The 25,006-nt window shown below is 45.3% G+C and carries 22 protein-coding genes; 12 read left to right on the top strand and 10 right to left on the bottom strand.

The window, feature by feature from the left end:
- Window positions 1–349 precede the first annotated feature (349 nt).
- Window positions 350–1,108, top strand: a complete 759-nt coding sequence (locus WD077_12480; protein MEX0968050.1) for a hypothetical protein — start codon at window positions 350–352, stop codon at window positions 1,106–1,108.
- A 587-nt stretch (window positions 1,109–1,695) separates the two neighbouring features.
- Window positions 1,696–2,358 (top strand): integrin alpha, encoded by a 663-nt coding sequence (locus tag WD077_12475; GenBank protein ID MEX0968049.1) that lies wholly within the window; start codon window positions 1,696–1,698, stop codon window positions 2,356–2,358.
- A 53-nt stretch (window positions 2,359–2,411) separates the two neighbouring features.
- Here WD077_12475 and WD077_12470 read toward each other — a convergent pair whose 3' ends face one another.
- A complete protein-coding gene (locus WD077_12470; GenBank protein MEX0968048.1) occupies window positions 2,412–3,623 on the bottom strand; it encodes an adenylate/guanylate cyclase domain-containing protein in 1,212 nt (403 codons plus the stop codon).
- 186 nt (window positions 3,624–3,809) lie between these two features.
- Here WD077_12470 and WD077_12465 point away from each other — a divergent pair, with 186 nt between their 5' ends.
- Window positions 3,810–3,968, top strand: a complete 159-nt coding sequence (locus tag WD077_12465; protein MEX0968047.1) for a hypothetical protein — start codon at window positions 3,810–3,812, stop codon at window positions 3,966–3,968.
- A gap of 98 nt (window positions 3,969–4,066) precedes the next feature.
- Here WD077_12465 and WD077_12460 read toward each other — a convergent pair whose 3' ends face one another.
- Window positions 4,067–4,285, bottom strand: a complete 219-nt coding sequence (locus WD077_12460; protein ID MEX0968046.1) for a hypothetical protein — start codon at window positions 4,283–4,285, stop codon at window positions 4,067–4,069.
- 463 nt (window positions 4,286–4,748) lie between these two features.
- Here WD077_12460 and WD077_12455 point away from each other — a divergent pair, with 463 nt between their 5' ends.
- The 4 genes from WD077_12455 to xrtN all read left to right on the top strand — a co-directional run bounded on the left by WD077_12455 (window position 4,749) and on the right by xrtN (window position 9,886).
- The gene (locus WD077_12455) at window positions 4,749–5,378 is read left to right on the top strand and encodes a hypothetical protein (protein MEX0968045.1); all 630 of its coding nucleotides are present in this window, start codon (window positions 4,749–4,751) and stop codon (window positions 5,376–5,378) included.
- The gene (locus tag WD077_12450) at window positions 5,375–5,677 is read left to right on the top strand and encodes a transcriptional regulator (protein ID MEX0968044.1); all 303 of its coding nucleotides are present in this window, start codon (window positions 5,375–5,377) and stop codon (window positions 5,675–5,677) included. Before WD077_12455 ends, WD077_12450 begins: the two co-directional genes overlap by 4 nt.
- Window positions 5,678–5,912: 235 nt before the next feature.
- Entirely contained in the window at window positions 5,913–8,546 is a 2,634-nt protein-coding gene (locus WD077_12445; GenBank protein MEX0968043.1) for an XrtN system VIT domain-containing protein, read from the top strand.
- A 14-nt stretch (window positions 8,547–8,560) separates the two neighbouring features.
- Entirely contained in the window at window positions 8,561–9,886 is a 1,326-nt protein-coding gene (gene xrtN, locus WD077_12440) for an exosortase N (GenBank protein ID MEX0968042.1), read from the top strand.
- Window positions 9,887–9,982: 96 nt separating this feature from the next.
- Here xrtN and WD077_12435 read toward each other — a convergent pair whose 3' ends face one another.
- The 3 genes from WD077_12435 to WD077_12425 form a co-directional block, all read right to left on the bottom strand.
- Complete coding sequence (locus WD077_12435; GenBank protein ID MEX0968041.1) at window positions 9,983–10,564, bottom strand: TIGR04282 family arsenosugar biosynthesis glycosyltransferase; 582 nt, start codon at window positions 10,562–10,564, stop codon at window positions 9,983–9,985.
- Between the two features lie 102 nt (window positions 10,565–10,666).
- On the bottom strand, window positions 10,667–11,716 hold the full coding sequence (gene arsS / locus WD077_12430) for an arsenosugar biosynthesis radical SAM (seleno)protein ArsS (GenBank protein ID MEX0968040.1): 1,050 nt from the start codon (window positions 11,714–11,716) through the stop codon (window positions 10,667–10,669).
- A gap of 8 nt (window positions 11,717–11,724) precedes the next feature.
- On the bottom strand, window positions 11,725–12,057 hold the full coding sequence (locus WD077_12425) for an arsenosugar biosynthesis-associated peroxidase-like protein (protein ID MEX0968039.1): 333 nt from the start codon (window positions 12,055–12,057) through the stop codon (window positions 11,725–11,727).
- A 137-nt stretch (window positions 12,058–12,194) separates the two neighbouring features.
- Here WD077_12425 and WD077_12420 point away from each other — a divergent pair, with 137 nt between their 5' ends.
- Both WD077_12420 and WD077_12415 read left to right on the top strand, forming a co-directional pair.
- Complete coding sequence (locus WD077_12420) at window positions 12,195–12,329, top strand: hypothetical protein (protein ID MEX0968038.1); 135 nt, start codon at window positions 12,195–12,197, stop codon at window positions 12,327–12,329.
- A gap of 137 nt (window positions 12,330–12,466) precedes the next feature.
- Complete coding sequence (locus tag WD077_12415; protein MEX0968037.1) at window positions 12,467–12,922, top strand: GAF domain-containing protein; 456 nt, start codon at window positions 12,467–12,469, stop codon at window positions 12,920–12,922.
- Between the two features lie 18 nt (window positions 12,923–12,940).
- On the opposite strand, the gene WD077_12410 is transcribed toward WD077_12415, so the two are convergent.
- Complete coding sequence (locus WD077_12410) at window positions 12,941–13,780, bottom strand: universal stress protein (protein MEX0968036.1); 840 nt, start codon at window positions 13,778–13,780, stop codon at window positions 12,941–12,943.
- 6 nt (window positions 13,781–13,786) lie between these two features.
- The gene (locus WD077_12405; GenBank protein ID MEX0968035.1) at window positions 13,787–15,850 is read right to left on the bottom strand and encodes a thioredoxin domain-containing protein; all 2,064 of its coding nucleotides are present in this window, start codon (window positions 15,848–15,850) and stop codon (window positions 13,787–13,789) included.
- Window positions 15,851–16,053: 203 nt separating this feature from the next.
- On the opposite strand from WD077_12405, the gene WD077_12400 reads away from it, so the two are divergent.
- Window positions 16,054–16,452, top strand: a complete 399-nt coding sequence (locus WD077_12400; protein ID MEX0968034.1) for an STAS/SEC14 domain-containing protein — start codon at window positions 16,054–16,056, stop codon at window positions 16,450–16,452.
- Between the two features lie 6 nt (window positions 16,453–16,458).
- Here the strand turns inward: WD077_12400 and thiL are convergent, their stop codons facing one another.
- Window positions 16,459–17,523 (bottom strand): thiamine-phosphate kinase, encoded by a 1,065-nt coding sequence (thiL, locus tag WD077_12395; protein MEX0968033.1) that lies wholly within the window; start codon window positions 17,521–17,523, stop codon window positions 16,459–16,461.
- A 162-nt stretch (window positions 17,524–17,685) separates the two neighbouring features.
- A complete protein-coding gene (locus WD077_12390; GenBank protein ID MEX0968032.1) occupies window positions 17,686–22,080 on the bottom strand; it encodes a translocation/assembly module TamB domain-containing protein in 4,395 nt (1,464 codons plus the stop codon).
- A gap of 31 nt (window positions 22,081–22,111) precedes the next feature.
- Here WD077_12390 and tsaD point away from each other — a divergent pair, with 31 nt between their 5' ends.
- Together tsaD and WD077_12380 are read left to right on the top strand one after the other, a co-directional pair.
- A complete protein-coding gene (tsaD, locus tag WD077_12385; GenBank protein ID MEX0968031.1) occupies window positions 22,112–23,110 on the top strand; it encodes a tRNA (adenosine(37)-N6)-threonylcarbamoyltransferase complex transferase subunit TsaD in 999 nt (332 codons plus the stop codon).
- Between the two features lie 393 nt (window positions 23,111–23,503).
- On the top strand, window positions 23,504–24,316 hold the full coding sequence (locus WD077_12380; GenBank protein ID MEX0968030.1) for a glycosyltransferase family 2 protein: 813 nt from the start codon (window positions 23,504–23,506) through the stop codon (window positions 24,314–24,316).
- Window positions 24,317–24,455: 139 nt separating this feature from the next.
- On the opposite strand, the gene WD077_12375 is transcribed toward WD077_12380, so the two are convergent.
- Window positions 24,456–24,896, bottom strand: coding sequence for a TerB family tellurite resistance protein (locus WD077_12375; protein MEX0968029.1), 441 nt, complete (start codon window positions 24,894–24,896; stop codon window positions 24,456–24,458).
- Window positions 24,897–25,006: the final 110 nt, after the last annotated feature.

Here is a 25,006-nt window from a genome sequence, read left to right as displayed (position 1 = left end):
CTCTTTAACATGGAGCAAAAATAACATATTGCTACCTAAGCGCCTATACCTAAAAGAAAAATAAATATGAACTATTCACTTTAATTCCCGCAAGCTACTCCTACGTCAGCGCGCGTTTAGTGCAGCGTAACACGTGCGGTGCCGGGGGCATCTATAGCACATTATCTAAACAGCCACTATCCCCGGCTCTCGCTCCGCATACTTGCGGAGTGTGAGCGGGATTTAGTTGTTTACTGATCTTATTAATTAAAGGTTATTCCATGTTATTTACCTGCTTCTTTTTAGTGCTGTTAAATATGCAGCTTAATTCAGTAACCATCAAGTACTGGATAAAGTTACCGGGCAAGCCGTGCCTTATGCTACTTTGGAGGCTGTTGACCGCACTTACGGTATAGCCACTAATGCTGATGGCAAGGCAAAAATTGTGGGTGATGCCAAACTTCTGAACCAGCGGTTTATCGTTTCTTCGATAGGATATACTACCGATACTGTGCTGCTGCGGACTAATCCGAAAAATGACACTGCCAAAATATTTCTGGCTCCAAAAACTTATTTATTAAATGAAGCCGTGTTTTTACAAAGCAAAGAATCGAGGGAAATCCTGGCCGGGGTGATATCGAACCGGCCGGCCGGGTATGCCGGATCTTACTTTCAATCGGCCTTATATTTTCCCAATGATAATTTACGGGGTCAAATTATTTCTGTTTCCTATTTTATCAGCAGCAAAGGATTTCCTGAAGCGCCCTTTCGGGTAAGAATTTATGCCTCCCAAGCGGATACCGTTTTTCCAGCCGAAGATATTCTGCCGGTTAGTCTGGTGGTTAGGGCTGGAAAGAAAGGTTGGTTTACAGTTGACGTAAAGGAATATCAAATCGCCATTCCGGAGAACGGCTTTTTTGTTTCGTTTGAAGCTATATCAGGCAAGGACGAAATTTATAATGACCAAGGAATCCTCGGACCAACTTTGGGTCTTTCTAAAAAACATCCATACCGTCACAATTGGATCTATTATTTAAAGGAAGGGCACGGCTGGAGCTTATCCCCTCCTCTTGCAGACTTTGATTTTCATTTAAACCCAATGATCAGGGCAACATTGCGAGTGGATTGATGAAATGTTAAATATAAAATATTCCTTCTCTCAACTGTCGCTCCGCATACGTTCGGAGCGAGAGCGGGAGTACTGAGAACGCAGACTAACCTGAAAAACACTTTGTGCTCCTTCGTGCTCTTTGTGTCTTTGTGACTATTTCTTAATTTTAAATAACATCCCTTTGTCTGGCTTCGTGCTCTTCGTGCCTTTGTGGCAAAATTTCAATAATGCCTTCGTGTCTCCCTCTTATTTCAATTATAAATAAAACACTTTGTGCCCCTTCGTGCTCTTCGTGTTTTTGTGACTATTTCTTAATTTTAAATAACATCTCTCATTCGCCTTTGACGAGGTCGAGCGGATGCAGGACGTCCCGCTTAAATTATCGCGCAGGGCTGAAACCCACACGGGCAGGGTTCGAGAGAGCGCGGGAGAAGAACTGGATGCCCAAGACCCCGACCCAGATTTGTTCTTTGCCATACGGGAGATGGCGGGGAATGGGAGGTTTGGGTGGATGTGCCACCTTCAGAAAGTGATGAAGAAGATTGGGCAAAAAGCCAGCAAACATGCCAGTTATTTTTTTAAGAGACCAATACTAATATAAATCCATGCAAATCAACTTCTTTGATCCGGTGAATATTATTAGATTTAGCTTACATTTTTGGCTAATGATATTCTCCCTGAGCCTATCCTGCCAGACTAATGGAGAGGTTAAGCAGCTCACCAAATTAAATGGGGATTTTTCTAACTCCACAAGTTATGGCAGTGCAATTTCATGGCTTCCGAATAGTTTTATCGTAATTGGCTCACCGAATGGACAATCGTACGGTGAGGTATTCCTACATCAGTTAAATTCATCGGGTATGAAAACAACAACTTTCAGGATAGCACGAAATACCGGTGGGTTTGGCAATTTTAATATTTTCCAGGAAAATTTTGGAGCTTCGTTGGTTAATGCAGGGGATTTAAATGATGATGGAATTAACGAAATTGTTGTAGGAGCACCCAACTCCAGTGCAGCCTCATCTCGTGGAGCAATTTGGTTTTTATCTTTGAATGGAAACCATGAAGTAATTGGCTTTAATAAATTAAGTGATTCATCTATTATTTTTCAAGATGAATTAGAAGTGGAAGATCGCTTTGGTTCTGCTATCGCAAACATTGGTGATTTAGATGGCAATGGGTATAATGATTTTGCAGTCGGAGCACCTTATCAGCAGGGCGGGTGTTCTTTTCCCGGAGATTTGGACCGGGGGTCTGGAGGGCTTTGAGACAAAGTAAAGGTACGAGTTACGCTATCGCTAAACTCGCACTAGCATGAGGTTCAATTTGCAGTCATTCCTGGTATCTCAACTACGTCAGCCTCGCCTTCTTTCTCACCAATCAGAAAATGTGTGACCATCAAGCCCTTGCCTTTGACCTCAATTTCTCCCCGTGTTTCAAATTTGTACTTATCCTGAAGGAATTCCTTGACAGCCTGAGTACATTGAATTTTGCCAGGCACCCCTTGAGATTCCATTCTGGAAGCTGTATTTACCGCATCACCCCACAGATCATAAATAAACTTCTTTTCACCAATAACACCCGCCACTGCCGTGCCCGTATTGATTCCTATTCTTAAAGAAAGACTGTGGTGCTTATTAATGGTTTTAATCGCCTCTTGCATTTCAAGAGCTGCAAGTGCTACAGATTCGATTTGATTAAGGTGTTGTTCAGGAATACCAGCCACTGCCATGTAAGCGTCTCCTATTGTTTTAATTTTCTCCAGCTTGTAATTATCAATAATGCGGTCAAAAGCCGAAAAAATTCTATCCAAAAGATCAACAACTTCATCAGGCGAAAGTAAGTTAGACAGTGGCGTGAAATTTACAATATCAGCAAAGAGAATAGTTACCTCCTTTACCCTGTTGGCAATAGGGCGTTCTCCGTTCTTCAGCCTCTCTGCTATTGGTCCTGGCAGAATATTGAGCAACAAGCGTTCTGATTTCTCTCTTTCTATCATCAGTTCTCTCGTCTTTTCTTCAACCTTTCGCTCTAGCTCCCGATTATATTCGGCAAGTGCACGCATATCAATATTTTCGTCTTCAGTTTGGGTATCCGGGAATGAGTAATGCAAATGAATCATTTGCCACGGAAGCACCTCTGCTCCAGATGGTTCTTCATATCGGAATACGAAGCTTCCTCTCAAAGGCGGCATACTCGACCATTTGTTATCCATTTGAACATCACCATCCACCTCACAAGATGCATACGCCATCCCTCCAATCCTCTCAATGTGAGCCCATTTTAACTTGAATATGATATCTTGGAAAGGGAAGTTCTTTGGTCCGAACAGAGTATCCTCAAAACCATCTCTTCTTTGTGCCTTTTCATGAGGGCCAGTACCAAAGCCTACTAAATCTGGAGCACATACTGTATGTAAAATGCTTCTGTCATCATTTCTGTAAGCTTGACTGCATCCTTCAAAATACCTATGTATACTCTTCACTATTTCTGCTTCAGTAGCAGGATTGAGGTTACTGGTTATTTGCACCATAGTAAGTATTAATTAAGTTTTAAATATACTAAAATACTTTTTCACGTATTCGATTATGACCTGACGTTTCCCAGTTATCCCAGCCGGTAACAGGTGTGGAAAACTACAACTAAAAAAGTGCAATGATTTGGCTGTAACACCTTATATTTAAGGCATTACAGAACAATCTACTACAATTTCCACATCATGCACCTACACAAAAATAATCAAAAGCTCTCAGAACTGAATGACTTTTTTACCTCGAATGAAAAAGTCGGAACTACTTTTATTCAGCTCCTTAATTTATTTGATGGTGGCCAGATTAGCAGCCTGCTCACTGCGCTCAAAAAAAAAGAGGTTATCTGAGCACAGAACTTTTGGCAGTTGCTCATTCTTATGCCTTTTTGCGGAGTGAGCAGCGTCAGAAATTTATTTCACAGTGGGCTGGCCAAATTTACCGCAGCTCAGAAGGACACCCCCCGCCAGTCGCTTGGCTCCAGCCAAGTGACGGCTACGTTTTCCAGCCGCTGGCTGTAGTTATTGGAATAACCCCCAACCTTGGCATCCATATCCTTCAGTGGGCTTGCGGGGCAAGCACTGTTGCAGAACGGGTATTCTGGCAACCTGACATATCCGGCCTTCACCGGGTTCAAGTGAATGTATGCTATCTTTTGATCAATCATTTCGCAAGGACGTAATTTATAATGACCAGGGAATCCCCGGACCAACTTTGGGTTTTTCTAAAAAACATCCCTACCGTCACAATGGGATATATTATTTAAAGGAAGGGCGTGGCTGGAGCTTATCCCCTCCTCTTGCAGATTTTGATTTTCATTTAAACCCAATGATCCGGGCAACATTGCGAGTGGATTGATGAAATGTTAAATATAAAATATTCCTTCTCTCAACTGTTGCTCCGCATACTTGCGGAGCGAGAGCGGGAGTACAGAGAACGCAGACTAACCTGAAAAATACTTTGTGCTCTTTGTGTCTTTGTGACTATTTCTTAATTTTTTAATAACATCCCTTTATGCCCCTTCGTGCTCTTCGTGCCTTTGTGGCAAAATTTCAATGGTGCCTTTGTGGCTCCATCCTTTTTCAAATTCTTATTAACTTTGTATTTCAAAGTGCTTTAATACGATTGATATGGATCAACAAAGTGACCACCTGAAATCATTGGCCGACATTAAGGTGATGATGGAGCGAAGTACCCGCTTCGTTTCCCTGAGTGGATTTTCAGGAATATGCATTGGGCTGGTGGCCCTGGCCGGGGCCGTGTTCGCTTATTTGCGCACCAATTCATTATCGCTTGGTATTGCGGGCTACGAGCACACCGGGAGCCTGTTTCAGTATTCCGAATTCCGGTACCTGATGGCGGTGGCGCTGGGTACTTTGCTGCTTTCCCTGTTCTTTGGTTATTATTTCACCAACAGGCGCGCCCGGAAGGAACAACAGCCGGTATGGAACGGTGCGGCCAGGCGGCTGACCGCCAATCTGCTGATTCCATTGGTGGCCGGGGGGCTTTTCACTTTGCTGCTGATGGTGCAGGGAGCGCTGGAAATGGTGGTGCCTTCGCTGCTTGTGTTCTATGGTCTGGCATTGATAAACGGCAGCAAATACACGCTTGAGGATGTCCGCTACCTCGGCCTGATGGAGGTGGGTATCGGACTGGTTGCCGGGTTTGTGGCCAGCCACGGCATTTTGTTCTGGGCCATCGGTTTCGGACTGCTGCACATCATTTACGGGGTGTGGATGTACTGGAAATATGAGCGATGAAGGACATTGTCAACAGGCTGAATAAAGCTTTCGAGAATCGGGTGCGGTTGGGCATTATGTCCATCCTGGTGGTAAACGACTGGGTGGAATTCAATGCGCTGAAAGAAACGCTACAGGTAACGGATGGAAACCTGGCCAGCCACCTCTCCGCGCTTGAGAAACTGAAATACCTGGAAGTAAAAAAGCAGTTTGTCGGGAAGAAGCCCAATACTACTTATCAGGTCACGCGCTCAGGCAGGAAGGCTTTTACCGACCATCTTGATGCGCTGGGACAATTGATTAGAGAAACAGAAGGGTAAAAATTTGGAGTTGCCAGGAAATTAATGGCAGCGGTGCATTCCCGAGCAGCAAAACCCCCCTGCCTCCCGTCAAAGGGGGGAGCGACCTTGTGCAGGTCGCGGCCTCTGGTTTTTAGCACTTGTGCGGCATTTATTCTTTCATTAAAGTTCCGTTAAGACCAAAAAAAATTTATACTCCAACTTTGCAATACAAAGCTCTTTGTTACGTTTTATAGCAATTCAAAAATCAATACCAATGGATAAACATCATGACCTCCAACTAGCTGAACTGGAAAAAAAACTGGCACAGAAAACCTCTATGGAGGAGCTCTCGGCAACTAGTAAAAGAAAACCCTTTCTCCAGCGTAAAATATTCAGGGACAGAGCGCACAAACATGCATTTCTTTTTATGCTTGGACTTCTAACGATTTCCCTTCTCATCTATTTTCTTCCATTACAAAAAGTCGCGCGGGTATGGGAGATGGACCTGGACCAGCGGTTCTGGATGAACTATATCCTGGCGTTGGCAGGCATGGTTGTGATGCTTTATGCCGATTGGAAAACAAACCGGCTAAAGGTCTGGAAATATGACAATGCACTGATGACCCTGGCGCTTTCCCTCTTTTATGTGAGCGCTTTCAGCCTCAATCGTGACATGGCCGTTTTTGAACCCTGGCCAGTTTGGCTCTCCGCTTACCTGATACTGTCGCTGGCAGCCATGCTGATCTTTTCGTTTAGCGGCCATTTGCCCAAATGGATTAACCTGACGGCTGCGTTTGTTTTGGGGGCGGGAAGTATTCTGCATTTATTCCTGGCCGTGTATCTCGCGCCTATGTATTGGCTGGCTGCTTTTCCGGTTGTGATTTTTTTATCCATAGGTGTTTCGATGCACCTTCTGGTTTGCCTCTTTTCCTTCATCAGGCTTTGCCGCATTAGCTACAGGGGATTAAAGTACAACTTCCGCAGAAGGCGCTATTACCTGGCTGGTGCCTTTGCCCCAGTTAGTATTATCATATTTTATTGTGTTGCCTGGGGCGTGCTAAAAAACAAACTTGACGCAATCCAGCTTGATTACCAGTTTTCGCAGCGCACCATTCCCGAATGGATGTATATGGACCAGCGCTTGAGCAAAAACATGGTTTACCGCCACCTCCTTGATTTAAACACCCTTTTTCAGAGCAACCGGAATTCAGACTTTTTATGGCTGGGAGCCAGCAGGAATTCTGAAGAATACAATCCCCTGGTAATGCTCATGAAAGGCATTGGCGGGGAACTGCCTCTTGCCCCGGAAGATGCCGACATTCTTCACAAGATCAATAATGGCGACCGTCATCAATACGTCCGCAGGCTTTGGTCGGGCCGGGACTTGAATACAACATCAATAAACACGGCAGTGAAAATTTACCCGCAATTCAGGCTGGCCAACGTGGAGAAAACTTTTAGGATCAACAACAGCCATTTCAGTGAAATGAACCAGCAGGAGGCGGTGTATTCATTTTATTTGCCTTCGGGAGCCATTGCCACTTCACTTTCGCTTTGGATTAACGGAAAGGAAGAACCCGCCCGCTTTACCACCCGGCAGAAGGCTGACAGCGCCTACGTGAGCATAGTAGGGATAGAGCGCAGGGACCCGGCCCTGATGCACTGGCAGGAAGGAAATCGCATCACCGTCACTGTTTTCCCCTGTACGCCAGCCGAAGAACGGCAATTCAAAGTGGGTTTCACGGTCCCGCTACACCACCGCGATGGGCAACTGCATTTTCAGGACATTGCCTATGAAGGACCTGATGATGGCGGTGCAGTCATGAAGACCCTGCTACATTTTGACGGCCATGCCCCAAAGGATTTTTCATTGCCGGGGTTCCGTATAGAAAATGATGGCTGGTTCAGCGATGACCGCTTTGGCAATGGTACCCTCAACGCTTCGCTGGATGTTGTCCCTTTGTCTGAAAAGGCTTTTGAATGGGATGGTTTCAGTTATCAAATAAGCGAGGCTAAAAAGAGAAACCAGTCAATGAATTTCCAGCGGGTTTACCTGGATATTAACAATAATTGGAGCCATGCGGATTTCGAAGCGGTAATGGATTTATTCAAAGAAAAAGAAGTATTTGTTTATTCAAAAGATAAAATGGTAAAACTTAATTCAGAAAATGCACTCGCCCATTTTTATCCATTGCAAAAGTTGAATTATTCACTGTTCCCGCTCTATGCCATTCACGATCCGGAAAATGCTCTGATCATTTCCCAGCCCCATGAATCTTCTCCACTTCTCGAAGATTTGAAAGACACCCGGTTTTTGTCAGGTATTGAATCATTTGCTGGAAAAAACCCAAAAGCAGTAAAGCTGTTTTGTCTAAATAAAAATGAATCCCCCTATTGGAAAAGTCTGGAGGAGTTGGGCCTGGTGCAAGCGCATTCGGGGAATGCAGACGAATTAAAGAAACTTGTAAATGGCAATTATTTCCCTGTATGGGATACGCATGATAACCTGGCCGTTATTTCACAATCCGGGGCAGCGATAAGGAAGACCGATGCTACTGTTCCACTCGGGGGGCCTGATCTCCTGTTCCGGCAATTTGCACACGGCCAAGTGATGCACCGCCTCGCCAGGAAGCACCTCACAGGCGGCTATGATGAAGAAGCCGTTGACCTTGCTTATGCCGCCAATGTGGTCACGCCTTTTACCAGCCTCATCACCCTTGAAACGGAGCAGGATTACCAACGGTTTGACATACAGGAACAAGACCCAAAGAAAAGCCTCGGAAATTCTACTCTGTTTGGAAATGGGGCCGTGCCTGAACCGCACGAATGGGCACTCATAATTTTCGGTGCGCTGTTCCTGATTAACCTGGCACTAAGGCGTCTGGGAATTAATATGCTTCCATTTTAAAATTAAAATAATCAATGCATTCTGCGCTGTTAAAAATTCAATTGATGCCGGCCCGTTGGTGGCTCCCGGTAATGGCTGCAGCATTGGCTGTGGCTCTGAGCTTTAAATTATTAATAGCACATGTGGCACCTGGCGTTAATTTTTATCTGGTGCTGATGAGCCTTCCTTTTGCTTTTTTTATTACTGACAAAAATAGCCGGAGCTGGCGGTGGGGTATTTTAAGTTTCATTGCCCTGGCTGGTTATTTTTTCCTGAAAGTCCAAACATTGTATTTTGCCGGGTTCTGCCTATTCCTGCTTTTCGTGGTGGAAATTAATTTCGGGAAAATCAGTCGTATCCCGGTATTTCTCATTCTTCTGCTTTCGCCTTTTTCTTATTATGTGCTCAACCTGGTGAGCTTTCCGCTGCGCCTGCAACTCACCGCCCTGGCCGGTAGCATATTTAAATATATTGAACCATCTACCGTGGTTGAAGGCAACGTGATCAGCACCAAAGCATTTGAGTTTACGGTAGATCCTGCCTGCGCAGGTTTGAATATGATAATTACTTCTTTTATTCTTGGGTTGGCATTACTGGCTTACCATCAGCAAAAGCAGCGCGTTGAATTGCCGTTTTTACGCTTTGTAATTTATCTTTTGTGTATTGCCGTGCTTATTCTTTTGGGCAATCTTCAGCGTATTTTGTCCCTGGTATTTTTTCGTTCGATGCCCGGCACTTTCTCTCATGAGGTTATTGGCCTTTTTTGCCTGGGGGTAATGGTATTGCTGCCGCTGTATGTGCTGGTCCCTTATATTGTGCGGACCCGGCTTAAAAAAGTGGAAGATTCAAAACCTTTTAAGCAGGGAAAAGGCGCTTTCTTTTTACAAGGGGGATTATTGGTATTGATGGGTTTCTACGCAATTACCGGGGATAAACTAAATAATGCGCCAGAAATGCTAAATCCGGTAGAAGTAAACGCAACGGGATATGAGGTTTCCTATAGCCAGAATGAAATCCTGACATTGCAGCAGGAGGACATATTGATTTACCTGAAACCCTGCCGGAGCTTTTACAGCAGTACCCACAGTCCAGCTATTTGCTGGAAGGGGAGTGGCTTTGCCTTTACCAAAGAACGAACGTTTTTAATTGAAGGCGAAACCATTTTTATGGCTGAACTCACAAAAGGCTCAACCCGGCTATTCACCGCGTGGTGGTATGACAATGATAGCATTAAAACCACAAAACAATTTGAATGGCGCTGGAAAATGCTAAAAGGAGCCGACCCCTTTCATTTGGTAAACATTTCTTCAACCAATGAAAAAATACTTTTGAAGGAGGTAAGGAAATGGCTGCGAGGATAATTGGGGCACTCAGATTTAGCGTGATGGCCAAACCTTCCAACTTGTCATCCTGACGAGAGGAAGGAACTACACAAGACGGCATTTGCAGATGCCTGCCTACACGAACAGATGTTTGTGCGCAATATAATCGTCCAGCGTATCAACGTCAGAAAGAAGGGGGAGGAGCGTGGCTTCCATGTTCAGGATGGTGACGGTTCGCAGCGTTTGGTTCAGGACTTCGGACGAGCTCCAGTTTATGTCGCGGAAGAGTTGTGGGAGGAGGTTTCGCATTCCCAGCAGGTAGTAGCCGCCATCTGTGGCCGGACCTATCACCACTTCCTGTGTACCGAGCGCCTCGAATGCTTTTTGAATTACCGGGGAACTGAGGCTGATGCAGTCGCTGCCAATGATCACCACCTTTTCATACGCCTGCAAAAATGCCTCGGTAAACGCGTTTTGCATGCGTTCACCCAGGTTCTCACCCTGCTGCAGCCGCTTCTCAAATTCGTGATTACTCCAGCCATCATTGCTATCTATGTGGTTGCTGTAGTAAAGCTGTCGGTCGCATTCTACTTCGCGCACTACATTCCGGGTATGCTTCAGCAGATCGCAATAAACATTGAGCGCCTTGTCTTCTCCCATGTCTTTGGCCAGCCGGGTTTTCACCTGTCCCTTTTCAGGGTTCTTCATAAAGATCATTAATAAACAGTTTTTACGCACAATGAGAGGGTTTAATTTACGAGACAAAGGATTAAACGAAAGGAATGACCAGAAATTGGCGGCTGCCGCAAATCAAAGTGCTTACGTGGTGGCGCCTCCGCAGCTTGAGCCGGAACCTGCCGTGCATCCATAGCAGTGTTGATTTAAAATGATATTCCTGTTGTTCAGCGCTGCGAGGTCAAAATCCTGAATGTGCTGCGGGACTTGATTTTCCACCTTTAAATCCAGCATTTGGTTAAAATCGCAATCATACAGAAATCCGTCCCAGCCAATGCTGATGGTGTCGCGGCACATTACATTCATGGCGGCTGCCGGATTGTATGCATTTACCAGCTTCTCCATGTATTCGTCATAATTTTCCGAAGCGATCAGATAATCGAGAAAACGTGAAATTGGGAGGTTGGTAATGACGAGCAGATTGTTGAATTCAATTCCAAAATGTAATTTTAATTCCTTCTTAAAATCTTTTTCAAGCTCCTTTTGATCAGGGGGAAGAAACGCACCTGATGGATTGAATACGAGATTGAGTTTGAGGCCGGTTCCCTCTTTTCCATATCCTGCCTCGTTCAGCATTTTCAGCGCCTGTATTGATTTTTCAAATACTCCATTGCCGCGCTGGCCATCAGTTCTTCGTTTGCTGTAATAAGGGAGGGAGGCTACAACTTCTATTTTGTGCATGGCAAAAAAATCAGGCAGGCCGTGGTATTTTTTGTTGGCGAGAATAATGGTGAGGTTGCAGCGGTCAATAATATGCTTACCCAAATCGCTCAGACTTTCTACGAACCAGCGGAAGTTAGGGTTCAACTCAGGCGCGCCCCCGGTGAGGTCCACGATGGGAACATCCGTTCCATCCAATGCTTCAAGGCACTGTAGCATCGTCTCTTGCGTCATGATCTCTTTGCGGTCAGGCCCGGCATCTACGTGGCAGTGCTTGCAAACCTGATTGCACATTTTGCCCAGGTTCATCTGGAAGATTTGGATGCCGCTGGGCCGCAACGGAAAAAGACCGGTTTCCTTCAACCTTTCACTGAAGGGTGTGAATTTGCCAGTGTGGCCTTCCACCCCATTTAGCAGCCGCAGTTGATTTTCTGAGTATGAAAGTTCGCTGTGCTGAGCTTTTAATGACTTCATGAGACTATTTACATCGTAAGTTTTTTAACCTTATTCATCATCTGCACGCCATGAACCAGGGACGCACCGCCACGGATGGCTGCCGCCACATGTACGGCTTCCATCATTTGTGCTTCGTCACATCCTTTTTCCAGTGAGTCAACTGAGTAGGCGTCAATGCAATAGGGACATTGAATAGCATGGGAAACTGCCAGTGCTATCAGCGATTTCTCCCTTGCTGTGAGCGCTCCTTCTGCAAAGACATCTCCATACCAGTCAAAGAACTTCTTCGCCAGTTTGGGTTCAAATTCACCAATGTCTCCGAATTTTTTCAGGTCGGCAGGATCGTAATATGTGTTCATATTTATGTTTTTACAATTTTTATAAACCCTGTTAAATGGGAATAAAAAAGAAAGGTTGTCCCCTGCTTTTTGTTTGGAGCAAAAATGTGGCAGGCCCTGAAAACATTTTGAATCAAAAATAAATTTAAAAGCTTAAAATGAAAAAGCAGTCCTCCGCTTCGCAAAGCAATAACCAGCCGGAGATATATGCCCGGCACCATAAATTTGCGCAGGATATTTTGATCAGTGAAGAGCAGCGTATTTTTGGAGAAAAATTTAAATTTTATGAATGAACGATTTAATAAATTGGCAAGCCCATTTTATTAATACCGAAAAAATCTTTTTATTATTAAAAATTAAATTAAATAATAAAAAGCTGGATTTGAGTACTTATGTTTTAATAACCAATAGAAAAACAGCTAATTGCAGAATGAATAAAAAAGAAACTTACCTGAGGATCATTCAGCAGGCGAAGGCGATTTATGATCCGGAACTTGGCCAGGCAACAAACCTGGCGCAGGTGGCGGCATTGCTGAAGTATGAGCTAAAAATTTACTGGGTGGGATTTTATTTGCGTAAGAACCGGGAGTTGTTATTGGGTCCATTCCAGGGGGAGATTGCCTGTACGCGGATTGCATGGGGCAAAGGCGTATGTGGCACAGCAGCAGCCACCGGAGTCACGCAAATTGTAGATGACGTTACGCAATTTCCCGGGTATATCGCCTGCCACCCTGCACCGAAATCAGAGATCGTAGTGCCGGGGGCTAAAGGCGGGGAACTATTATTTGTACTGGATCTTGACAGCACCGAAGTAGCATTTTTTGATGAAACAGATAAGCTGTACCTGGAAGAACTGGTGGCTTATGTCGCAGGAAAAATGTGCTGAAAAAACCGGCTGCGGATTTTACATGTGGGCAATAAATGCTGGAATCGCTTTGGCGTGAAGAATTGATTTAGCCGTACTGGAAGCAAATAGTCGCGATAAGGTACTGCGGCCAAATGCGCCCATAACCAGCATGCAATCCTCACATTCCGCCACATATTTAGAAATTTCCTCGTCAGGATTTCCATGGCGCAGCAGAAACTGGACGCTTGGAAAATGGGCCTGGAGGTATTCGCGTATCAATCCCTCATGTTTCACCTTCTCGTCTTTATCTTTTAAGACGGTGAGGAAAGAAAACTTGCCGCTACGATACAGGTCCGTAAATAAATAACTGAACTGCTTGATGGCAAATACGGAGGATTCCTTTCCATCATAAGCAAAGATTACATGGTGTACTTCCTTCTTAGCTTCCGGAAGGACAATGACCGGGCATTTGGCATCCTGCAAAATATCGCGGAGCAGTCCTTCGTCAGGAGCGCTGCTGATGTTGCCAAAGAAGGTTTGATATCCGATGACCACAAGATCTGCAAACATGCTTTCTTTTACAATCTCATGTGCAGGCACGCCCCTGTCCAGGTGGACCTTAAAGCTGACGCCTGCTTTGCGGCATTTTTCATTGAATGCGCGAATGAAGCCATAAATTTCTTTTTCATCCTCGTCTGTCACCTTTTGGATGATGTCATAGGAATATTCGTAAGGCTGCGGTTCTATGCCGTAGTTTGCCAGCATATATACATAGCTCATGTCCTGGATAAATATCCCGATAATGAGGCTCTCTTCCCTTTTGTTAAGCTCCAGTGCATAATCCAGGGCCGTTTCGCTGTAGCGTGAGCCATCAATGGCAACAAGTATTTTTTTCATACAGGCTTAATATTTGGCATTTTTTAAAATCGAATTAATTTGTTCAATCGCTTCACCGGGTTCTGTGACCGGTTGGTTGCAAGTCTTTGCCACGCAAACATAGATCAACGTTTGGCCATCGGCAAACTTTCCTTTAAGCAAGGGAATATCATCATTTTTCTTCGTACTTCCCATCACTGATTTTTGCGGCAGAAATTGAGATTCTAATTTAAGACGAATTTCAACAGCTTGTTCTCCTGTAATGGCAATCTCGAAAAACGGCTCATGCATTAGCGTGGCGAGGCGCGCCCAGTTGGCAAAGAATCGCCCGTTTTGCTGCATTTGCTCCATCAATCCGGCCATCATTTCCTTTGCCATACTATTCCATTTTTCATTATCAAATATTAACGATAGCTGGAACAGGTTTTCAGCCATTACCGAATTAGAAGAAGGAATAACATTATCATTGAGTTCGGCTTTATTGGCAAAGAGTTCCTGCTGCCGTGCGGGAGCGAACAGGAAATAAGGAGAGGCTCTGTCAGCAAACCGGGAAAGCACTTTTTCTGTGAGCTCCTGCGCAAATTCCAGGTAATGCGCCTCAAAGGTTACAGCGTAATAGCGAAGCAGCGCCTGGATGAGCAGTGCATAATCCTCCAGAAAGGCCGGTATAGTGGCTTTTCCATTCTTGTAGTTCCTGTAAAGCACCTCGTCCTTCCATACATGCTCCTCCAGGAATACGAGGTTGTTGCGCGCAAGTTGGAGGTATTTCGGTTCTCCAAAGGCAAGGTAGGCATCCAGAAGCCCTGTCAGCATCAGGGCATTCCATCCGGTGAGGATCTTGTCGTCAAGTCCGGGTCTTATGCGCTTTTCGCGTGCTTCCAGCAATTTTTCGTTGGCCTCCGCCAATTTTTGCCAGAATTTCTCTTCCGGCCATTGCAGGTTTTTCGCCATTTTGTGAGCGTCCTGTTTTACCAACAGGATGTTGCTTCCTTCCCACCGGCCTTCCTTTCCGGTGCCATACCACTCGGCCACCCATTCTGCATCTTCGGCCAATACTGCCTGGAGTTCATCTTTTTGCCAGAGGTAAAATTTCCCTTCCACGCCTTCGCTGTCAGCATCCAGGGCAGCATAGAATCCACCTTCAGGAGCCGTCATTCCCCGTTCCGTAAAATCAACCGTTTGCTGCACCACTCTTTGGAACAGCGGATTGCGAGTGGCTTGAAATGCGTGCGCATACAGGCTCAGCAGTTGGCCGTTGTCATATAGCATTTTCTCGAAATGGGGTACTTTCCAGGCTGCGTCTGTGCTGTACCGCGCAAAGCCTCCGCCCACCTGATCATAAATTCCGCCCCGCGCCATTTTTTCAAGGGTAAGTTCTACATGCTTTAGCGCATCCTTATTTCCAGTTCGGGAATAATAGCAAAGCAGGAATTCACTGATTGCAGGCATCGGAAATTTCGGTGCTCCAAGCATCCCGCCTTCCTCAGTATCAAACTGCTTTTGCAGCGAAAGGAAAATGTTGTGGCTTCTGTTTGTATCCGCTTTGCCTGATGACTGTGCCGGCTCCACGATATGCATTTGGCGAACGCCTGCTGCGAGCTTTTCAGCATATTCCAGGTATTTTGGCCTTTTCTCTTTAAAGCCTGATGCCAATTGCTGCAGTACGCTGGCCCATTGCTGTGGAGGGAAATAGGTTCCGCCATACACAGGCCGCCTGTCTGGCAATACGAATATGTTCAGCGGCCATCCACCCCGGCCAGTCATCAGTTGGACGGCATCCATGTAAACCTGGTCTACATCGGGACGCTCTTCCCTGTCTACCTTGATGCAGATATAATCGCGGTTCATCAACTTAGCGATTTCGGGGTTTTCAAAGCTTTCCCGCTCCATGACGTGGCACCAATGGCAGGCAGAATAGCCAATGCTCACGAGCACCAGCATGTCCTGCTCCTGAGCTACGGAAAAAGCTTCATCTCCCCAGGGCCGCCAGTCTACCGGATTGCGGGCATGTTGAAGCAGATAAGGGCTGCTTTCATCAATAAGCCGGTTTGCCGGTGATTTTTTTTCCTGCTCCATAATTTCAGTATTCATTAAGAATAAAGAGAAGTGAAGGAGATTGGTTTAGGAATTATAATTACAGGCAAAATATATAGTTGGGCGGATTACTTGTTTATCGTCTCCTTTAGTTTTTACATATTCAACAATAAAATACTTTTGGGACAATAACCGGAAATGTTTCAGTATTTTAGGTTCAGTTCCTTCGTTATTTTGTGTTAAATCAAAAGCACGGAAAAATGAACAATGAATGCCGGCAGGAAACAGACAAGCTTAAATTTTACCGAAAAGGAAATGTGATTTATGGAGAATTTAAAAGCCGGGTAGATTATGATATTGAACTGGCAAAGCAGGCAGTGGAACTGCGATCCTGTATTTCTGCTGGCGAGAGGTATTTCCTTTTGTTCGATGCAAGAAATTTAAAATCTATAACCAAGGAAGCAAGGGATTATCTCAATTCTGACTATGTAACAAAGGATATGATGGCGGCTGCTACGCTGGTGGATTCTGCCATCGTAAAAATTATTGTTCAGCTATTTATGGTACTTAACAAGCCTTCGTGCCCGGTCAGATATTTCAACCAATTGGCGGATGCCGAAAAATGGTTGCAGGAACAGGAAGTACCGGTGTTGCAATAACCACATTTACGCTTCGCCTCCGCTTTCGGGAAAAGCGTTCCAGCCCTGCGCCTGCAGCGGATGGGCCGCTCCTGAGCGGGTTATCAGGCGGCTTCCTTCTGATGCGTCTGTGATCACACCAATTACGGTAATGTCAGGATCATTCTCCACACTTTCCTTCTCAGAGGCGGGCAATGTGAAAATCAGTTCGTAATCCTCGCCACCATTCAGCGCACAAAGTGTGGGATCCAGGTTAAAATCCATTGCAGCATTATAGGCCATTGGATCTACCGGAATATTTTCCTCATAAATTTTAACGCCTTTATTGCTCTTGTTGCACAGGTGGAGCAGGTCAGAAGCCAGGCCGTCACTAATGTCTATCATAGCTGTTGGCTTCAGTTTCAATTCTCCCAGGAGGTGGATTACGTCTACGCGGGTCTCTGGTTTCAGTTGCCGCTGCAGGAGGTATTCATATCCCGTTAGTTCCGGCTTCATTTGCGGATCAGCGGCCAGCACACGCTTTTCTCGCTCCAGCAACTGGAGGCCGAGGTAAGCCGCGCCAAGATCACCGGTTACGCAAACAATATCACCTGTTTTGGCTCCTGTGCGGTAAACGATCTTACTGGCCGGTGCAGAACCCAGCGCTGTGATCGAAAGGACCATTCCCGTTCTGGATGAAGATGTATCACCGCCCACCACATCAACTTTGTAGTTAGCGCAGGCCGTTTCCATTCCTTTGTAAAGTTCTTCTACCATCTCTACCGAATATTTATTGCTGATGGCCAGATTTACCAGCACTTGTCCGGGTTTCGCATTCATCGCCACAATGTCGCTGATGGCGGCCACAATGCACTTATAGCCGAGGTGCAGCAACGGGGTGTACAGCAAGTCGAAATGCACCCCTTCCAAAAACATATCAGAGGAGATTACGGTATGTTCTTCTCCCTCATATTTGATCACCGCGCCATCATCTCCCGCCACGGTATTGCTGGATTCGTTATACTTTTTCAGATGGGCCGTCAGCTTCTCAATCAGCCCGAACTCGCCCAGGGTGCTTATGGATGTATAACCCTCTTTTTTATTTTCAGCCATTGAATTTATATTAAAATATTGCAGGCAAAGATTGATAAAACGTAAGAACTGCCGGAGAAAAACGCGGGTATAAAATTTTGTTCAAATGCCAGATCATTAATAATGAGACCTTTTGAAATCACTCATTAATTGAAATATGATTTATAAAATAAGAATGCACTTTTAAAGATCCTTTTTGCGCTCACGAGTGAACAGTTCTTTGAGTGTGTTAAACTGCTTTTGGAATAGCACCCCGATGCCGTAAGAAGTAATATCCTTATTAAGGATCAGGTTTTCGTCAGCCTTCCGAAATACCTTCAGGCGGAGATTGCCTTCCTGCGTTACCTTGCCGCTTACTTCTATATTCTCAATGATGTTTTCTGTATTGTAGGCAGTATTCACCCTTAACCTGTCGTCCAGCAAATTGGTGGTAACATTCACGATCACCTCATCATTTGTATTGAGGCTGCGATCTCCGGTTACGTAGCTGAAGTCTACCTGTACTACGTTGGAAAAAGAGGAAGCAATGTAGCTGAGTTGGTTGCTCAGGAATTCACCTACGCTGGAGCTGACGCCTGTCCGCAGGGCTGATGTGCCGCTTATTCCCTGTCCTACGGGCACAAACCGGTTCAGCGCCAGCAAACTGAACACCTGCTTGTTCCGCTCTTCCTCATCGTTCATTACGCTGGAACGCAAAAAGGATTCGCAGTCGCTAAGGCCTGATTCTGTGCGTACCTCCGGCAGTTCGAGCGACATTCCAATTTCCGGAGAGAAAAGCTCGCCCTTCAGGTTGAGCAGCACATTTACCAGCACTTTTTGATTGCAGGCACTCAGTGGATTGGTGGGGTCATTTCCCAGATCACCCGTCAGGTCTCCTGGATTTGCCCTTAGTTGATACACTGCATCCATGTTGATCATCGCCCCGTAAGGATCGCCCGCCCAGCGGATGCTGCCGCCCTGCTCAAGCACAAAATGCTTGTTAATTATTTCAACAAAAGTGAACAGGTATTCTCCTTCTGCGATAATGTAATCTCCATAAATATTGAAATCGCCTGCGGGCGTGAGTTCCATCCGGATGTTTCCGTTTCCGCGGCTTTCAATAATATCCCCTACTCTCGGATCAATGATGATCTTCATCAGCGCATCATCCGTTACGTCCAGCCTGAAGTCCATGACAATCCCGGAAACATCCACATTATATTCTTCAGTAAAATAGCGCTCTTCTTCCAGAAAGCGAATATAGGAGGGGCCGGAAAAGCTCTCTTCTTCAGTGATAGGCAGGTTGAATACGGTGTTCCGTTCAGTGCGGAGGTTCATGTTCATCCTGATATTATTTACCGGACCGGCAAAATCCACGTTGCCTGTGGCGTAGCCGGTTCCATAATACAGGTTATTGTCTCCCGGTCCTGTATTTAATACATGAAAATTATCAATAAACATGGCAAGATCCACTTCCATGTTATTGATCTCATTGAAGATCAGTTCACCATTTACTACCGCCACATTGTTGTTCTTATCCAACAGGCGCAGGTCCTTTAAGATTATTTTTTCCCTGTCAAATTGAAGTTCGTGGCTAAAGTGATAGTGCGTTTTTAAATAATCCACGGTAAATGATGCGCGGTCGAGCATAGCATTCCCTTTAAACACAGGGTCTTCGAAGGATCCGGTGATATCCAGGTCAGCCGTAAGCAATCCGCCCATGTTGCTCACCAATCCTTTTAAAAATTCCTGAAACAAGCTGACGCGGGTCTGTTGCAGTTTTACTTTTATCGCCAGGTTTTCCTCCTCAAAAAAGTTAACGGCCCCGGAAATGTCTACTACCTGCAGCCCTCGTTTCGTTATTACATTTCCCCGGATCTCAAGGTTTCGAGATTTCGACCTGAAATTGCTGGCAAAATGAAATATGCCCACCGTATCTTTTCCCAGGATCAAAGGGTTGATGCGGATATCGGAAATTAATACCGGCTCTCCGTCCAGTGCATAAAGTGTGGCTGTGCCACTTGCGGTGCCTTCAAGGTTTTCCAGCCCTTTTGGAAGAATATCATGAACCGTAGCCAGATCTATATCATATAGCTGGATATCCAGCGGATACCGAAAATCCGTTGTAATGTTACCGTTCACTTCTATTCGCTGCCCATTATTGCTGAGCTCAAGCTTTGGGATGTATATAACACTGTCATTAGAAAGTTCTATGACCTGGCTGCGTATATCCCATGTCTGCCGGTTCACCATCATTCGTGAATCCTGAAAATGCAAACGAGCGGAATCTCCATCGAATGCTGTAAATCCATTCAGGTTCAGTCGGTTGTCGCCCATGGCATCGGCTATATTCACTTTGAAAATGGCGGTGTCAGCATTGGCATCCACTCCGAAGGCGAAATCTGTGATCAGCAGGCTGTCGTTGCGGTAAGCTTTTTCTGCGCCCCCTTCAATGGTCAGCACACTGCGCTGGCTCTGGCCGGTGATGCTGATATCGCGGACTACGAATTCATCAAATCGTATTCCTGCAACATTGGCATTAAAAGCCACTTTCCCGGTTGAGCCATTTATATTTCCCGTTACCAAAGCCGTGTCCAGCAGGGTGAGCCTGGGATTCAGGATTTTCAACATCTCTCCTGAGTTCTTCACATTCAGCCTGAAATCCACGAACTGCCCTTCCACATCCTGCTCATCAAGCTGAAAGAATACGGTATCAAAATAATTGAAGAACACGCTCTGCCCAAGTGCAGGAAGGGAAGCAAACTGATAATTGCCGTTTAGTTGGAGGTCGAATACATCACTGTTCACTTCCACCTCTTTGTAGTTGGTGTAGACTTCTGACCGGATGTGCAATTCGTTAAACCGGAAAAAATCCCGGGCCGTGCGGATGTTAAGGTCCTGCGCAATAATATTCCCCTCAAAGCTGTCAATCTTATCGCCTACAAAATTGAATGTAACCGTTGTACTGAGACGCAAAGTATCGCTGGTAAGTTTCAGTGCTCTGAGATCTACATTCTCAACATCGGCCGTAAAATCGAATCTTGGCCGTTTTTCGTTAAAATCAATGGTTCCGGAAAAATCCAGGTCGGCATTTTGGTCATTTAATTCCAAATTTCCGGTAAAGAGTTTTTTGGAAATGTTCCCGTTTACGGTGATGTCCTGGTAGTTATAATTGTTGACCTCAATATTCCGGATGGTAGACTGAAGGTTGGCTCTGATGCTGTTGATGCTCATGCCTTGTCCTTCCAGGCTTGCCTCCAGATTTGTCTTTCCCAGAAGTTCCTTCCGTTGGGTAAGTGCACCCAAGTCGAAATTTTGCAGGGCAATGCTGCCGTTATAAGTTGTGGTTGACTGGTGCCTGGTGAGTTTCAGGTTAATATCACTTTTGATAGTGCCAATGTCAGTTGTAAAAGTGGCATAAGAAACGAAATCCTGGTAAAAGCCGGTGAAACTGCCGGTTGTTCTAATCCTCCCGAAGCGTTGCAATTCCAAGGGTATGGCTATTCCCGGCAGCAAATCCTGCAGTTCTGCATGGCTGGATTGCGCTGATCTGATCCTCAGGTTTATGAAGGTTTCTTCCAATGCAGGCAATCCGTTTAATTCCACTTTCCCTAATAGATAGGAGTATTGCCCGAAAGAGATATCAGCATCTGAGATATTGAGATTTGTCAACGGGCCTTTCACCGTTGCGCTCACTTTGACGGGTTCGTTGCTGCGGGGCAATTTTGGAGCAAAATAAGCGATGTCCCGCAACGTCACTACAGATTCTTTCAACACTCCATCATAGGCTGCATCCTGATTAAAATTCCCCATTCCCGCAATGCTGTCATACCGGAAGGCAAAGCTTGTCGTAATATCACTGGCCGGAGTCACAATCCTTGAATTCATAAATTCAATGGCACCGGCTTCATAGGAGAAATCCGTTTCCAGGTGATTCAGCACGAAACCGGATGTATCACGAAAACGCAATTCATTTACATCAATTGAAACCCAGGGCCCGGCCACTTCCATCTCCTCTACTTTTATATTCAGATCGCGGAGGAAAACATGGTTGAAGTCTGCACCAGTGGTATCGCGTGCGGTGGTTGCATCCCAAATTGTAAATGTGCCGTTTACGAGGTTTATGTTTTTGAAATAAATAGTGGGGCGTTTGCGTGTAGTTGTGTCTGATGCATCTGGCGTAAGGTTGCGAAGCAGGTAGGTGAAGTTATAAAGCGAATCGTCCGGGTATTGGTAGCCTTTGAGAACAAAATTGCGGAGGGTAATATCTTCAAGAAATATCCTGCTGCCGCTGAAGTCATATTGGCGAAGAGAAGCCTCAAGTTGATCAAAAACGATAAACGGGTTGCCACGCTGGTCGTAGATCACTCCGTTCTTCAGCACCACATCATTTGGAAACCGGTAGCGCAGATCGCCTACTTCCACACGGGTTCCCAACTGGTTGCTAAGCTGCTCCAGTAGTTGCTGTGTTGCTCGCAGGTGTCCCTCTTCAGTTCGCAGGTAAAGGACAGTACCCACCACGGCAAAAAACACCAACAGCACAAGAATACCGATGGCGTTTCTGAATAGCTTCCATATTTTTTTGGGAATTTTGCCCATTTATCAGTGAATAAGAGAGATCTGTAAAACTATGAACATCTTGCTGGCCATAGAATCATCGTGTGATGACACGGGCGCGGCAGTGTCCCGAAATGGCAAAATTCTCTCCAATGTAGTGGCAGGGCAGGTTATCCACCGTCAATATGGCGGAGTGGTGCCGGAACTGGCCTCGCGTGCGCACCAGCGCCACATCGTACCGGTGGTGCAAATGGCACTCGAGGAAGCCGGTGTTTCGGTGGCTGATCTCGATTCGATCGCCTTTACCCGAGGTCCCGGCCTGATGGGATCTTTGCTCGTGGGCGTTTCCTTTGCCAAGGCGATGGCGCTGAGTCTGGAAATCCCGCTCATTGAGGTAAATCACCTGCACGCCCACCTTATTGCGCATTTTATTGATGAACCCGTACCGCCATTTCCTTTTCTCTGCTTGCTGGTTTCAGGTGGCCATACTCAAATCATTCGCGTGGAGGATCATCTGAATTACCAAATCATAGGGCGAACCATTGATGACGCTGCCGGTGAAGCTTTTGATAAAGCCGCCAAAGTCCTGGACCTGCCATATCCCGGAGGCCCCCTCATTGATAAACTCGCCAGAGAGGGAAATAGATATGCCTTTCACTTTACAGAACCCTCCATTCCGGCTCTTGACTACAGCTTCAGCGGCCTAAAAACTTCGTTGCTTTACTTTCTTCGCGACAGGATAAAGGAGGATGAGGATTTTATTAAAAATAACCTGGCTGACATTTGCGCTTCTTACCAGCATCGGATTGTGGATTTTTTGCTCAGTAAATTGCGAAAGGCCGCAGCCGAAACCGGGATCCGGCACATTGCCATAGCAGGAGGAGTTGCTGCCAACAGCGAACTGCGCAGGCGCCTTGATGAATTGGCAGCGGAGGAGGGATGGGCTACGTATATCCCTGCGTTTGAATATTGTACTGACAATGCGGCAATGATAGCAATGGCAGGGCATTTCAAGTGGCTGGCGAAGGAATTTGCCGGACAGGATCTCCCACCTTTTGCAAGGGTTAGTTAGCCGTCTGAGTGTTCCAAACCCTCGGACGGCTGAGTCACGAGAAAAATAGGGTTGGATTGATTTTAATTGCCGTGTTACTAAGATTTTAAAATAATGAAAATGAGACGAGGATTACGCGTCTTTAGTTCCTGCTCATCCTTTATTATTTCATTAAAATACCAGCGGAGCCAAAAATATATTTACGAGAAGAATTTATTTGTTAAATTAAAATTATAGTCTTAATTAAAATTTAACATTTAAAGCAAAAATAAACCGGCAATTCCCGGATGGCTGCGGGTTATAAATCCTTCGCTTTCTGAAGTACCGGAATTCATTCTCCTCTTTATGTTCGTCCCGTTCCATCCGGAATGATTTATCGCAAGGCTATATTTGCGGCCTCACCAACCGGTTTTTATGTTTAAAGGCAAAAAGGTAGTAGTTGTGCTGCCGGCATATAATGCCGAGAGAACGCTGGAGCGAACCTATCAGGAAATTCCCTTTGACCTGGTGGATGACGTGATCCTGGTGGATGATGCCAGCAGCGACCGCACCACGCCTCTTGCGGCACAGATCGGGATTAAGCACATTATTACACACCGCCAAAATCTTGGCTATGGCGGCAATCAGAAAAGCTGCTACCGCAAAGCCCTGGAGATCGGGGCTGATATTGTAATCATGCTTCACCCGGATTATCAATACACGCCAAAGCTTATACCGGCTATGGCCAGCATTATCGGCAGTGGCCTTTATCCGGTCGTGTTTGGATCGCGAATTCTGGGCAATGGGGCGCTGAAGGGAGGAATGCCGTTATATAAATATGTGGCTAACCGTTTCCTCACGCTTACGCAAAACCTGCTTATGAACCAGAAGCTTTCTGAATATCACACTGGCTACCGGGCGTTTTCAAGAGAGGTGCTTGAGCGAATTAATTTTGAGGTTAATTCCAATGATTTTATTTTTGATAATCAAATGATCGCGCAAATTTTTTATGCCGGTTTTGAAATTGCGGAGGTTACCTGCCCAACCAAATACTTTGAAGAAGCGAGTTCCATAAATTTTCAGAGAAGTTCAAAATATGGAGCTGGCGTAATAGGGGTTTCTTTCCAATATCTGTTTCAAAAATTAGGTTTGGTAAAATCAAGAATATTTCAGCCTTTGGATAATAGGAAGGAATCAGGCGCAAAGGCTAAGGAAGGTGGGCCTGGGTTTGCGGAAAATCAGCCATAATTTATAGCGTTACTAAGATTTTGCAGAATGAAAATAAGGCAATTATAAAATTTGATTTTTGTATTTAATAAATTCCCTAAAAATAAATTAAGACAGTTAATTTAAACATTCCATTAAAGATAAGTTCTTTTATTGGATTTTAATGTTCAGAAAATTTTTTCCGGTCTTCTTTATCATAAAGCTTATCTACGCTGGTGCCGGTGAGTATAGCATTACTGATAGTGGTGATCAACTCACTGGCTTCATCTTCTTTGTATCCTAATTTTATCGCAAGCTGCCGGCAGTGTTCGATCTCCCTGAGATCCATATCATTATCTGCCAGCATCATGGCGATGAGCGCATACAACCTCAGAAACCTTTCACGCTCTTTTTTTGGTGGATGAAATTCTACAGATGAAGGTTCCTCAATGATCCGTTCCACATCCTCTTGTGAAATGTTCAGCCGTGAAGAAACCTGGTGAAGAAATTCTATCTCGTTAGGTTTCAACTCCCTGTCAGCAAAGGCAATGGCGATAAGATTCTTCAGGTGGCTAAGCTTGCGTTGATACGCAGCATCCCCTGAACCCTGGAAAATTGACATAAGGGAATTTGACTTGGTTTCTTTGATAACAGCAAAAAATGAGAAAGGGTTAAGACAACCGGCAAAATGAAATGGAATTTCTTTGAACACTGTTTATACGTAGGTGTTAT

It is taken from the genome of Bacteroidia bacterium (genome assembly GCA_040880525.1).
Classification (GTDB): Bacteria; Bacteroidota; Bacteroidia; order CAILMK01; family JBBDIG01; genus JBBDIG01.
The sequence above is the reverse complement of the archived record's forward strand: the minus strand, read 5'-3'. Positions and strand labels throughout refer to the sequence as shown.